Genomic DNA, 13,988 nt, shown 5'->3' with positions numbered 1-13,988 from the left:
ATAATTGGAAGTGCGCTAAACAAAAGCGTACTTCCTTTTAAATTTCTAAAATCATCAAAATGAAACTATTAAATAATATACGCTATTTCTTCAGGAAAAATCCTGTTTACACCCGTGTTAAATCTCTAGAATATGCGTGTCCAAATTGTTGGGGAAGACAGGAATATGGTGGTGAATTTTATAAAGCTCTAAAAACGGACAATCCAGCAGTTATGGAACAAAAAAAGGGATGGGTCAGATCCTACGCAGAGCGAAATTTAAAAGGTATGTATCCTAAATACCACATTACAAAAGAAGTATGCAATGTATGCTTCCAAAGCTATGCCAATTAAATAATAATCTTTTTAATAACAAAACACTACAGAAAAATGGCAACTGAAATTGGAATCGAGAAGAAATATCCCCTACCACCATTTAATGAGGAAACGGCAAAACTTAAAGTTCAAATGGCAGAGGATGCCTGGAATACTAAAGACCCTGTAAAAGTTTCCAAAGCGTACACGGTCGATTCCGAGTGGAGAAATAGAACACAATTCATCAATGGAAGGGAAGAGATTGTTGAATTCCTGACCCAAAAATGGAAATCCGAAAAGCACTATAAGCTAAAAAAAGAGCTTTGGGGTTTTAAGGAAAATAGAATGGCTGTTAAATTTGAGTATGAATTTCAAGATAAATACGACCAATGCTACAGAGCATATGGAAATGAACTTTGGGAATTTGATGAAAATGGTCTTATGCGGAAAAGATTTGCTAGTATCAATGACCTAAAAATCGAAGAAAACGAAAGAAAACTACACTAAAACCTTCTACCAATTGTGATACCGACGAACATCTATACCCTTATTGAACCTAAATCCGGGAATTTAGCGCTTAAAATCCATCCTTTCGAATTGGAAAATCCTTTTGAGGAAACCCAAAGACTAAACCATTATTCCCTTATTTGGGTTCAAAAAGGAAGGGGTATACTAACCTCTGAGTTTCATGAATATGAATTTCAGGAGAATATGTTACTGTCCTTTTCACCCTACCAACCTTTTTCCTTCAAATCTACTGAGGGTCTTAAGGGCATCGTTATTCAATTTCATCCCGATTTTTTCTGTATTCATAAGCACCATCAAGAAGTTGCCTGTCATGGTGTATTGTTCAATAATATCTATGACACCCCCATTGTCCTGGTAGATGGGAAAACCTCCACAAATTTTGAAATGGTCATTGAACAACTCAAGGAGGAAATCAAGAAGTCTGCATTGGCCCAATATGAACTATTGATTTCCTATTTAAAAATTTTTTTGATTACGGCATCAAGACTTAAGAGAGAACAACAGGCTGAAAAGGAAGAACCTATTCTTGATAAAGAGGAACCCTATATCTTACAGAATCTAAAAAATTATATTGAGTCACATTACAAATCAAAACACTCTGCAAGCGATTATGCAGATATGCTGGCGATTACTCCCAAGGCCCTTTCAAAACTTACCAAATCGCACTTTAATAAAACGTTGACCGATTTAATATCCGAACGCATTATTATAGAAGCCAAAAGGGAACTTTATCTGACCAATAAAACGGTGAAGGAAATTGCCTTTGAACTAGGTTATAACGACGAATATTACTTTAGTCGGTTTTTTAAAAAAAACGCTGAGGTATCGCCTCAAATTTATAGGGAAACAGTAGGCTTTGATAGAGCTACGGTGAGTATGTAAGGATTCATACTATAAAACCCTAGTTCGACACCAAAAATTTCAATGATAAAAATTCAAATGGGCAACCATTAAATTAAATCCCATAAAAAGCTGGAAATTATATTCTGTGTTAGGTTCAAATTATCTAAATTGAGATAGTTTTTAAAGTTAAATTAGAGCATACGCTATCGCATACGATTTTGGCGAAAAAACGAAGAAAAACCTCTGGAAGGCACTGTAGATAGGGATTTTTACCAAATTCACAACCTGAAGGATAAGCTTCAGAATGCTTTAAGCTATAACATGGCATAACTCTCACAATAAAATTATTCAAACATTTAAGTAAGAGTTTTTAGATTCAAATACAGATTGATGTCCAAATCAAAATTTGTTAACTCGATGTATTTTGCTTCCCTACTTGTACTACTTGAAAAAGGATATAGCAATTTTATAAGTCTATGAACCTTTTTTCATGCGCAAACTTCCCTCCTTTATTTATACTTTTAAATAATGCTAAAGCTTCTATAGACCTGAGACTTAAGTCACTAATTTCTAATTAAATTCCGTTTAGCACATTACCACTCTATTACATTTCTGGCAAAGAGCTTCTCTACAAAAAGGTCCTGGACACAATTCCCAATTTCAGCTTTCCATTCCGTTAAACCTTCCCGCTGTGATGGGAAGGAACAACTGTCCTGAGCGAAGTCGAAGGGCTTCATTCCCAAACCAAAACCGTGAACCGAGTCCGCTTCAACTGAAATTGATATGTACTGTTTTGTTCCACTTCAAGAGACTTTAAAATTTCACTGCTTCAAAGTATTTAATCTACTACCCGAACCGCCACTATAACCCTTTTTTGAGGGCGAAAAAAAATATTTAAAGATGGTAAAGGTACATGAGTGTTGCCAACTGTGGAGCATTAGTAACAATGTTATCCATTATTGATATAAACTCACACTGTAAAATAAGTATTGACTAAATATTTCATCATTCAAATCCTGTTTACCCGATGAACCCACTCCCATATTGCTTGGTTATCAGCAAGTTAAGAATTAAGCACATAAAGTGTTGACCGATTTGCTAACCTCTTTGAGTAATTTTAACACAAAAAAGGGCTTTTCTCAAAAAGGCATAAAAAATTAAACCCTCATAATCTATTGATTACAAGGGTTTTAAAAATTAAAGTCGGGGTGGCAGGATTCGAACCTGCGACCTCCGCGTCCCAAACGCGGCGCGATAACCGGGCTACGCTACACCCCGAAAACGGTTATCTCTTTTTTTGAGAGAAAATTGCGGAGAGAATGGGACTCGAACCCATGCGACACTTACGCGTCGACAGATTAGCAATCTGCTCCGTTACCACTCCGGCACCTCTCCTAAAATCTCTTCAATGAACTTTCGCTTTAAAAGCGGATGCAAATGTAAATTTATAAGCCTTAGTAAACAACTATTTTTGATGTTTTTTTTGATTGAAAATTTAGTAATCTGTTATTCAGGATATTCCACCCTTAAATGATAAATATTGGTAAGCTTTTGTTTGAATATTTTCTTTATAATTTCTATTTCCTTGAAGGTAATATCGGCATTTAAAAATTGGTTCGCCTTCATTTGTCCTGAAATAATTTTATCCACAAATTCATCTATTATTAAATACGTTGGATTTTTAAGGCTTTTAGAAGCTGCCTCAACTGCATCGGCCATCATTAAAATTGCGGTCTCTTTTGAAAATGGTAAAGGTCCTGGATAGCGAAAATCAGCTTCATCAACTTCCTCTTCCAATTCCTTTTGCTTTTTGTAGAAAAAGTACACTATGGTTGTGCCATGATGCGCCCTTATAAAATCAATGACCCTATCTGGGATATTATTTTTTCTAGCGAGCTCAATCCCATTAATTACATGATCAATTATTATTTTCGCACTTTCTTTTGGACTAATCTCATCATGTGGGTTTACATTGGTTATTTGATTTTCTGTAAAGTAAGTGGGGTTATTCATTTTACCAATATCATGGTATAATGCCCCAACTCGCACTAGCATGGCATTTGCTCCTATTTTGTTGGCTGCCGCCTCAGCTAAATTAGCAACCTGTAATGAATGATTAAATGTTCCGGGGGCTTTATTTGATAGTTCTTTTAATAATTTAGAGTTCGTGTCGGAAAGTTCCAATAAGGAAACATCGGACACCAATCCAAAGGCCTTCTCATAAATATAGATAAGTGGCTGTACAAACAAGGTAATCATTCCATTTAACAAAAACAGCCCTAAAGTAATCCATTGTATATTTCTTAAATCACCTTCGTGAATGACATGAAAAGCCAGATATCCAACGATATAAATTAATGTAATCTGACCTACTGAAACAAAAAGGTTCGCCCTTTTGTAAAGTTCAGAAACCGTTAGAATAGTAACGATACCAGCTATAATCTGTAAGAAAATATATTCAAAACTATTGGGTACTACAAAACCTAAAATCAGAACCGTGAGTACATGTACGAACAGGCCCAACCTAGCATCAAAGAACGTTTTCAGTATTAATGGTAAAATGCATAGAGGCACTACAAAAACGTACATATCATTGTATTTTACCACAATTGTAGTAATAAACACAAGCAACAGTATATTAAAGAAAATGAATGTTACTTTGGTATTATTATCATAAATTTCCCTTCGGTACTTTTTCAAAAAAAGAAAGAGCATTATTAAAACTAAAGCTACCAAAACCGTATAGCCAATAAGTATATAATAATAATTGCCCGCCGTCCACAGCTCAGATTCATACTCGGCTTTTAAGGAGTCTAAAATTTTTAAATTCTCACCTTCTACAACCTCACCTTTTGCTATTATTAATTTACCCTCATCTATAGAGCCACGGGTATAAGAAATTTTGGAAAGAGCATCGTCAAGACTTTTATTGTATAAATTAGCATCATAAGTTACGTTGGGCATTATTAAATCAAAGAATAGTTCTTCAAAATCCTTTTTAAAGACCAGCAGACCCTGTGAATCAAGCTCTGAATCCAATAATTGGTTGATATCTGTAATTCTATACAAATCAGATACCGCTACTTGTTGGGCTTCATTATTCTTAACCAGTAACACATACTTATTTGTAATTTTACTGGAGGTATTATCTAAAATTCCATACTTATAAATTGAATCTAAAATTGATCTGGCTATAACCCTTAATTGGTTTTTTTGAGAATTTCTTAACTCACTGGAAGCAAACTGCGTATCAAACCTTAAATCAAAATCAGAATAGACCTTATCTACTAAATCATTATTGAATCTATAATATGGTAAGGTTTTTTCAGCAATTTCCTTTTTTTCCAAGGCAAGCTCTTCCTCCGTCTTTTTTATCGAAAAATCAAAAGGTGCATATAAATTCTCATACTGCCAAGGTTTACCTTTTTGAAATTCATATTTAAACTTACCTCCCTTTGGAAAGAAAAAAACAATAAACCCTATTGCCGCTACATAAAGTATGTATTTATAAATGAGTGATTGCTTATTATAAAGGTTATCCAAGTGGCTTACGTTTTGATATGAATTCAAAAATAGAAAATTATAACCTGATATTCAGGAATTACCAACAATACAAGTTGATTGCATAAGAATTTAGTAATTTCGCCAGTATTAACCAATTTGACACATGAAAGAGATAGTTATTGTTTCCGCAGTAAGGACGCCAATTGGGAGCTTCATGGGTTCCTTATCTACCGTACCTGCACCAAAATTAGGGGCAACCGCGATTAAAGGTGCTTTAGAAAAAATAAATCTGGATGTCGCTTTGGTAGACGAAGTATTAATGGGAAATGTAGTACAGGCAGGTACAGGACAGGCACCGGCAAGACAAGCTGCTATTTTTGCCGGTTTGCCAGAAACTGTTCCATGTACCACTATTAATAAAGTATGTGCATCTGGAATGAAGGCTGTTATGCAGGCAGCACAGGCCATTGCGCTTGGCGATGCAAACATTGTAGTTGCTGGTGGTATGGAAAATATGAGTCTTATCCCTCATTACGTTCATTTACGTACTGCGACAAAATTTGGCCCTGCTACCATGATTGATGGTATGCAAAAAGATGGACTTGTAGATGTATATGATCAAAATGCCATGGGCGTATGTGCAGATGCATGTGCCGAAAAATATAAATTCTCAAGGGAAGATCAAGATAATTTTGCCATACAATCATATACCCGTTCTACCGCAGCATGGAAAAAGGGAAATTTTAAAAATGAAGTTGTACCTGTAACTGTTCCCCAGAGAAGAGGAGAACCTATTTTAGTGTCGGAAGATGAAGAATACAAAAATGTAAAACTTGATAAAATACCCCAACTTAGGCCAGCCTTTAGTAAAGATGGCACTGTTACCGCGGCTAATGCATCCACTATAAATGACGGTGCCGCAGCAATGGTACTTATGAGTGCGGCAAAAGCAGCGGAACTAGGCCTAAAACCTATTGCTAAAATTAGAAGTTATGCTGATGCCGCACAAGAACCAAAATGGTTTACCACCGCACCAGCCAAAGCACTACCAAAAGCATTGGACAAAGCTGGAATAGCAATTGATGATGTTGACTTTTTTGAGTTTAATGAGGCATTTTCTGTAGTTGGATTAGCAAATACAAAATTACTAGGACTTAAAGAAGATATTGTTAATGTTAACGGCGGGGCGGTTTCATTAGGTCATCCTTTGGGTTGTTCCGGTGCAAGAATATTGGTAACACTTCTCAATGTACTTGAACAAAATAACGGTAAAATTGGAGCTGCTGCAATTTGCAATGGTGGTGGTGGTGCCTCCGCTATAGTGGTAGAAAGAATATAATTTCTGGAAAAGCACACATGCAGTACGGTATTTGCCCTTTAAGTATAGTTCCTGTTAGAGATTCGCCTGATGAATCTGCAGCAATGATCAGCCAATTGTTATTTGGCGAGCATTTTAAAATCTTAGAAACCAGAAAATATTGGTCCAAAATAAGAGCTGCTTATGATTCATATGAAGGATGGATTTTAAATACACAATTAGTTTTTATCACCGAAGAAACTTATGACGACATTCTAAACGCACCAAATACATATTCATTTGATTTAATAACATTTGTTGAGAAAGAAAATTCTTTATTATTACCCATTCTATTAGGCTCTACCGTTTGCCATAGCGATTTACTTTCCTTTCATTTTGATGGTAACATTATTGAGGAAGCACAAGAAAAAATAAATTTGATCAATACTGCTCTTTTGTATTTAAACACACCCCAACTCTTTGGTGGAAGAACACCATTTGGTATAGACGCTTCTGGACTCACGCAAATGGTTTATAAAATAAACGGTTATAAATTACTAAGAACGGCTGAAGAACAAGCCTCACAGGGAACAGCATTGAGTTTTGTAGAAGAGAGTGAACCTGGCGATCTTGCCTTTTTTGACAATGCTAGCGGAATTATCGATCATGTAGGCATTATCATGGAAAACAACTATGTAATCCATGTTAACGGTATGGTTAGAATTGATAGAATAGATCATACGGGTATCTTTAATAACGATGTAAGAAACTATACCCATAAACTTCGGGTAATTAAAAAAATAATATAAAAAAAGCCCTCAATTAGAGGGCTTTCAAATTTTGTTAAGAAAATTATTATTCTCCTAATAATTTCTTTATTCTCATAAAGTTATCATTATCTCCCATTGCCCCATAAATGTTTTTTAATTGCGTTAAAACACTCTGGTTATCTGGGTTAGTGGTCAAAGCTTTTTCTAGAATATCTGCACCTTGCTTAAACAAAGCGTCTTTCTTTGCTTTTAACTCATCATATTTAGCTATGTCTGCCCTTGAGTTACCTAAGGAATTCATCTCGTCTATAAGCCCATTGCCCTCATTTACATAAGTCGTAGAAAGGTTCAAATAAGCATTCGTATAACCTGGGTTAAGTTCTATGGCCTTATTATATGATTTTCTGGCATCTTCATAATTTTCTTGCTCCATGCTGATAACACCTACGTTATAATGCAAATCTGCATTATCTGGCGCCAAAGCAATTGCCTCAGCCATTAATTCCTTAAACTTGTCCTTATCGCCCATACTAAAGTAAAGATTGGCCTCGTTTAAAATAAGGTTAACGTCATCAGGATTATTTTGCCTTGCAGCCTTATACGCTTCCAAAGCTTTATCATTTTGTTTTAACTGCGTGTAGATCAAAGCAACATTTTTCACAATCTCCGCTTGTTTAGATGGTGTTCTTTCATCAATAGGATCTTTATAAGTTCCTGATTTCACCATCAACTCCCTTTGAATTTTATCCATTTCCTCTACCTGACCGGTTTCCACGTTGGTGGCTTTGTACACTACACCACTACCATCATAACCAACTTCTTGTAGTTCGTTATAATATTTAAGCGCATCCTCATAATGACCGCCATTAACTGCACTTCCAGCAGCATAGTATAAATAGGAAGTATCTTTAGGACTAATTTTGTAGCTCATATACAACTTCTCGGCAGCCTCTTTAAATTTCTTGTTACCGTTGTCCTCAACAGCAGAGTTTACCAAATCAGCCGTTAAACTAGCCAAATATTGGTTTGTCTCGGAAGTATATTTCTCTTTTCCAGTGCTTCCTTCAATCTCTAACACCTTTTGAAAAGATGACACCGCATTTTCAAATGCAGTATTATCTCCTTTTTTTGCTAAATCAGCATAAACCTTACCTCTTGTAAAATAATATTGGGCCTGAACCTTAGTATCGGCGGCGGCAACACTTCCCATTGCACCTTCTATAGCTGTTTTGGCAGCATTGGCATCACCGTCTTTAAGTGCTTTTTCAGCAGTTTTAATTTCGTTTTTTTGTGCGAAACCTACCATTGAAAGTGATAGTGCTGCAAGCATTATAATTCTAGTTTTCATTTTTTAATTTATTAATTATTAGTGTTTGAATATTTATGATTTATCATCATCGTTATCTTCTTTATCAATTCTTGTGCCATCTTCAGGAGTTACTTCAATATCCTTTATTTCAGCGTCATCAAGATTATCTTCATCCTTCATAACTTTAGCGACAGCAGCAATAGAATCATCACCTTTTATATTGATTAGTTTTACACCTTGGGTAGCCCTTCCCATTACCCTAAGGTCCTCAACACTCATTCTAATGGCAATACCTGATTTATTGATAATCATTAAATCATCAGAATCTGTAACATTCTTTATGGCGACTAAATTTCCAGTTTTTTCAGTAATACTTATGGTCTTTACACCTTTGCCCCCTCTATTGGTAATTCTATAATCATCAATACTGGAACGCTTTCCGTATCCATTCTCGGAAACTACTAATAGTTCATCCTCAAAATTATGTACAGATACCATTCCTATTACCTCATCATCTTCACTAGCCAAGGTTATTCCTCTAACACCGGAAGCATTTCTTCCCATAGGCCTCGTCTTGCTTTCCTCAAACCTAATTGCCTTACCAGATTTTAAACCTAAGAAAATTTGACTGGTTCCTGTTGTTAATTTAGCCTCTAAAAGTTCATCGTCCTCACGGATGGTGATGGCGTTGATACCATTTTGTCTTGGTCTAGAATATTGCTCCAATGAGGTTTTCTTAACAATACCTTTTTTAGTGGCCATAATAACATAATGGCTATTTACATAATCCTCATCCTTTAAATCCTGTGTGCATATAAAGGCTTTTACCATATCATCCTGTTCTATATTGATCAAGTTCTGAATGGCCCTACCTTTTGAAGTTCTGCTTCCTTCAGGAATTTCAAATACACGCATCCAGAAACATTTTCCCTTTTGGGTAAAGAACAACATATATTGGTGGTTGGTTCCCACAAACAAATGTTCTAAGAAATCCTCGTTACGTGTAGAAGATGCTTTTTGACCTACACCTCCCCTATTTTGTGTCTTATACTCTGTTAACGGTGTTCTCTTGATATAACCTGCGCGAGAAATGGTAATTACAACCTGCTCATTTGGGATCATATCTTCCATGCTCAAATCGCCACCCGCAAAGTTAATCTCTGAACGGCGTTCATCACCATACTTGTCCTTAACCTCAATAAGCTCCTCTTTAATGATATCCATCCTTCGCTCTTTCTTAGCCAGAATATCCTTTAAATCGGCAATGGTCTTTATAATCTCATCGTACTCAGAACGTAATTTATCTTGCTCCAGTCCAGTAAGTTGGCGCAAACGCATTTCTACTATTGCCTTGGCCTGAATTTCAGTAAGTTTAAAGCGTTCCATCAAATTTTCCCGTGCCTCATCGGCATTGGAAGAAGCCCTAATAATCGCAATAACCTCATCTATATTATCAGAGGCTATAATCAGTCCTTCCAATATGTGAGCGCGGTCTTCTGCCTTTTTAAGCTCAAACTCTGTACGCCTTACAACTACCTCGTGTCTATGTTCCACGAAATAATGAATCATTTCCTTTACATTAAGTAATCTGGGCCTACCATTTACCAATGCAATATTGTTTACACTAAATGACGTTTGTAGTGCTGTATATTTATAAAGCGTATTTAAAACAATGTTAGGTATCGCATCTCGTTTTAAGATGTAAACCACTCGCATACCATTACGGTCAGATTCATCACGAATGGTAGAGATACCCTCAATTTTTTTGTCATTTATTAAGTCGGCCGTTTTTTTGATCATATCGGCCTTGTTTACCTGGTACGGTATTTCAGTAACAATAATACACTCCCGCCCTTGAACTTCTTCAAAAGTAGCTTTTGCACGCATCATTACCCTTCCACGTCCTGTATGAAATGCCTCTTTTACACCGTCGTAACCGTAAATAATACCACCGGTCGGAAAATCTGGCGCTTTGATATGGGTAATAAGCTCCTCTATCTCAATATCATTATTATCAATATAGGCAATAGTACCATCCACAACTTCAGATAAGTTATGCGGTGGCATATTGGTGGCCATACCAACGGCAATACCCGATGCCCCGTTTACCAAAAGATTAGGAACCCTAGTTGGCAAAACCGTTGGCTCTTTTAAGGAATCATCAAAATTCAACTGATGATCTACGGTATCCTTATCAATATCCGCCAACATATCATCGGCAATCTTCCGCATACGTGCCTCTGTATAACGCATTGCTGCAGGACTATCACCATCTATAGACCCAAAGTTACCTTGACCGTCTATCAACATATATCTCAAACTCCATTCTTGGGCCATTCGAACCATGGTATCGTAAACGGAGGTATCACCATGAGGGTGATATTTACCCAAAACCTCACCCACAATACGGGCAGATTTTTTATGTGAACTATTACTTCTAACCCCTAGTTCGTGCATTCCAAAAAGCACACGCCTGTGCACAGGTTTTAATCCATCCCGCACATCTGGCAGGGCTCGTGACACTATGACCGACATTGAATAATCAATGTAGGCAGATTTCATTTCATCTTCTATGTTAATAGGAATCAATTTTTCACCTTCCGCCATTGTAAAATCTTTGATTGTTTTTTTATTAGTAAAAAAGCATGCCAATATACGTAAAATCGAAGCCTTTAGAGAATGTTCAATTACATTTATTCAATAATTTATTAACACTTAGACGTAAGTAATTAGTTAATAATTAAACTAGCCACAGCTTTGAATTTCATTAGTTTTTTCGTCATTTAGAACAACTTTAACGAATATAGGTACAGTATTTGCTCATGATTGAAGGAGATTTAGTAATTTTATAGTTGATATTATAGTTTATGGATGATAATTTTTCACCTAGGGTCAAAGATGTAATTGCTTATAGCAAGGAGGAGGCATTGCGTCTTGGCCATGATTTTATAGGAACCGAGCATTTGATGTTGGGTCTATTAAGGGATGGGAGCGGGAAAGCCATAAGCATTTTGGATGCATTGGATGTTGATTTGGACCATTTGAGAAGAAAGGTGGAAATCTTAAGTCCATCTAACCCTAATGCTAGTGGTGTTCAAAAAGACAAGAAGAACCTTCACTTAACAAGACAAGCAGAAAGAGCCTTAAAAACAACATTTCTTGAAGCAAAACTTTTTCAAAGTTCTTCAATTAACACTGCGCATTTATTATTGTGCATATTGAGAAATGAAAATGACCCTACTACCAAGCTATTACATAAGCTTAAAGTAGATTATGATGGCGTTAAGGAACAATTCAAATTTATGATTACAAGTGATGATGAAATAGTAGACTCCCCAACCGCAGAATCGTTTTCAAGTGATTCAGATGACACCGGTGATAGTAAGGAAAGTACCTTTGGAACGCCTTCAGGACAAAAAGGTGCCAAAAAATCCAAAACCCCAGTGTTGGATAATTTTGGTAGGGATTTGACCCAAATGGCGGAGGAAAACAGATTGGATCCCGTTGTAGGGCGAGAAAAGGAAATAGAACGTGTTTCACAAATACTCAGTCGTCGCAAGAAAAACAATCCTTTGCTTATTGGTGAGCCCGGTGTGGGTAAAAGTGCGATTGCGGAAGGGCTAGCGCTTAGAATTGTTGATAAAAAAGTATCCCGCATCCTTTACAATAAAAGAGTTGTTACTTTAGACTTGGCTTCATTAGTAGCAGGTACCAAATACCGTGGTCAATTTGAGGAAAGGATGAAAGCCGTTATGAACGAACTGGAGAAGAATGATGATGTTATTCTTTTTATTGATGAGATCCATACCATAGTTGGTGCAGGTGGGGCCACCGGAAGTTTAGATGCCTCAAACATGTTTAAACCCGCATTGGCACGTGGTGAAATTCAATGTATTGGTGCAACAACACTAGATGAATACAGACAATACATAGAGAAAGATGGTGCTTTGGAACGAAGGTTCCAAAAAGTAATAGTAGAACCAACAAGCGTAGATGAAACAATTGAAATTCTACACAATATTAAAGGTAAATACGAAGACCACCATAATGTAATCTATACAGATGCTGCTATTGAAGCTTGCGTAAAACTTACGAACCGCTATATGACAGATCGTTTTTTGCCGGACAAAGCAATTGATGCACTTGATGAAGCGGGATCCAGGGTCCATATCGTCAATATGGACGTTCCCAAGCAAATTTTGGAGTTGGAGAAAAAACTGGAAGATGTACGGGAACTTAAAAACAGCGTTGTTAAAAAGCAAAAGTATGAAGAGGCTGCAAAGCTGAGGGACGATGAGAAAAGCTTAGAGAAAGAACTAGCTATAGCCCAAGAACGCTGGGAGGATGAAAGCAAACTTCATAAAGAAACAGTATCCGAAGACAATGTTGCGGATGTAGTTTCCATGATGAGCGGTATTCCTGTAAATAGGATTGCCCAAACCGAAAGTAATAAATTAGCAGAGCTGCCAAAACTTATAAAAGCCAACGTAATAGGTCAAGATGAGGCGGTTGCCAAGGTATCTAAAGCAATACAGAGAAATAGGGCCGGATTAAAAGACCCCAACAAACCTATTGGGTCCTTTATATTTTTAGGTCAAACTGGTGTTGGTAAAACACAATTGGCCAAAGTAATGGCTAAGGAGCTTTTTGATTCTGAAGATGCACTTATTCGTATAGATATGAGTGAGTACATGGAGAAATTTGCCATTTCAAGATTGGTTGGAGCTCCTCCAGGATACGTGGGTTATGAAGAAGGCGGACAACTTACGGAAAAAGTAAGGAGAAAACCTTACTCAGTAATTTTACTGGATGAAGTAGAAAAAGCGCACCCAGACGTTTTCAACATGCTATTGCAAGTGTTGGATGACGGATATCTTACTGATAGCCTTGGAAGAAAAATTGATTTTAGGAACACTATTATCATAATGACCTCCAATATTGGCGCCCGTCAACTTAAGGATTTTGGACAAGGCGTAGGGTTTGGAACAGCTGCGAAAAAAGAGCAAGAAAGTACCCATCAAAAAGGGGTTATAGAAAATGCACTGAAAAAAGCATTCGCACCCGAATTTTTAAATAGAATTGATGATGTAATTGTCTTTAATGCCCTTGAGCGAGAACATATTCATCAAATCATTGATATAGAGCTTTCTAAGCTTTATAATAGAATAAAGGGCATTGGGTATGAATTAAAACTCACAGAAGCTGCCAAGGACTATATCGCCGATAAAGGATTTGATAAACAATATGGCGCAAGACCTTTAAAAAGAGCTATTCAGAAGTATATTGAAGATGCTTTGGCAGAGGAGATTGTCAACAGTAAATTAGATGAAGGCGATAGCATTTATATGGATTTGGATGCTGAGAAAGATGAATTGACGATAAAAATAGAAAAAGCCGAAACATCATCGAAAACTGAATAAATTGAACCTTATAAGCTTAAAAAA

The 13,988-nt window shown here is 36.5% G+C and carries 9 protein-coding genes and 2 tRNA genes; 6 read left to right on the top strand and 5 right to left on the bottom strand.

The window, feature by feature from the left end:
- The first annotated feature begins 59 nt into the window (after window positions 1-59).
- Genes ACOCEA_RS13180 through ACOCEA_RS13170 form a run of 3 tightly spaced genes read left to right on the top strand, consistent with a single transcriptional unit; the run spans window position 60 to window position 1,703 of the window.
- Complete coding sequence (locus tag ACOCEA_RS13180; RefSeq protein ID WP_420756717.1) at window positions 60-332, top strand: hypothetical protein; 273 nt, start codon at window positions 60-62, stop codon at window positions 330-332.
- A 36-nt stretch (window positions 333-368) separates the two neighbouring features.
- On the top strand, window positions 369-800 hold the full coding sequence (locus tag ACOCEA_RS13175; protein WP_420756716.1) for a DUF1348 family protein: 432 nt from the start codon (window positions 369-371) through the stop codon (window positions 798-800).
- Window positions 801-815: 15 nt separating this feature from the next.
- Complete coding sequence (locus ACOCEA_RS13170; protein ID WP_420756715.1) at window positions 816-1,703, top strand: helix-turn-helix domain-containing protein; 888 nt, start codon at window positions 816-818, stop codon at window positions 1,701-1,703.
- 1,164 nt (window positions 1,704-2,867) lie between these two features.
- Here the strand turns inward: ACOCEA_RS13170 and ACOCEA_RS13165 are convergent.
- The 3 genes from ACOCEA_RS13165 to ACOCEA_RS13155 all read right to left on the bottom strand — a co-directional run bounded on the left by ACOCEA_RS13165 (window position 2,868) and on the right by ACOCEA_RS13155 (window position 5,207).
- Window positions 2,868-2,942 (bottom strand) — tRNA-Pro (locus ACOCEA_RS13165).
- Between the two features lie 33 nt (window positions 2,943-2,975).
- Window positions 2,976-3,059 (bottom strand) — tRNA-Ser (locus ACOCEA_RS13160).
- A gap of 111 nt (window positions 3,060-3,170) precedes the next feature.
- Entirely contained in the window at window positions 3,171-5,207 is a 2,037-nt protein-coding gene (locus ACOCEA_RS13155; RefSeq protein WP_420756714.1) for an HD family phosphohydrolase, read from the bottom strand.
- Between the two features lie 124 nt (window positions 5,208-5,331).
- Here ACOCEA_RS13155 and ACOCEA_RS13150 point away from each other — a divergent pair, with 124 nt between their 5' ends.
- Window positions 5,332-6,507, top strand: coding sequence for an acetyl-CoA C-acyltransferase (locus tag ACOCEA_RS13150; RefSeq protein WP_420756713.1), 1,176 nt, complete (start codon window positions 5,332-5,334; stop codon window positions 6,505-6,507).
- Between the two features lie 17 nt (window positions 6,508-6,524).
- On the top strand, window positions 6,525-7,274 hold the full coding sequence (locus tag ACOCEA_RS13145; protein WP_420756712.1) for a C40 family peptidase: 750 nt from the start codon (window positions 6,525-6,527) through the stop codon (window positions 7,272-7,274).
- 46 nt (window positions 7,275-7,320) lie between these two features.
- Here ACOCEA_RS13145 and ACOCEA_RS13140 read toward each other — a convergent pair whose 3' ends face one another.
- Both ACOCEA_RS13140 and gyrA read right to left on the bottom strand, forming a co-directional pair.
- On the bottom strand, window positions 7,321-8,583 hold the full coding sequence (locus tag ACOCEA_RS13140; protein WP_420756711.1) for a tetratricopeptide repeat protein: 1,263 nt from the start codon (window positions 8,581-8,583) through the stop codon (window positions 7,321-7,323).
- A 33-nt stretch (window positions 8,584-8,616) separates the two neighbouring features.
- On the bottom strand, window positions 8,617-11,151 hold the full coding sequence (gene gyrA / locus ACOCEA_RS13135; RefSeq protein WP_420756710.1) for a DNA gyrase subunit A: 2,535 nt from the start codon (window positions 11,149-11,151) through the stop codon (window positions 8,617-8,619).
- A 260-nt stretch (window positions 11,152-11,411) separates the two neighbouring features.
- On the opposite strand from gyrA, the gene ACOCEA_RS13130 reads away from it, so the two are divergent.
- Window positions 11,412-13,964 (top strand): ATP-dependent Clp protease ATP-binding subunit, encoded by a 2,553-nt coding sequence (locus ACOCEA_RS13130; protein ID WP_420756709.1) that lies wholly within the window; start codon window positions 11,412-11,414, stop codon window positions 13,962-13,964.
- Window positions 13,965-13,988 lie beyond the last annotated feature (24 nt).

The organism is Maribacter luteocoastalis (assembly GCF_048890225.1).
GTDB lineage: Bacteria > Bacteroidota > Bacteroidia > Flavobacteriales > Flavobacteriaceae > Maribacter > Maribacter luteocoastalis.
This window is presented reverse-complemented; position numbering and strand designations above follow the sequence as displayed.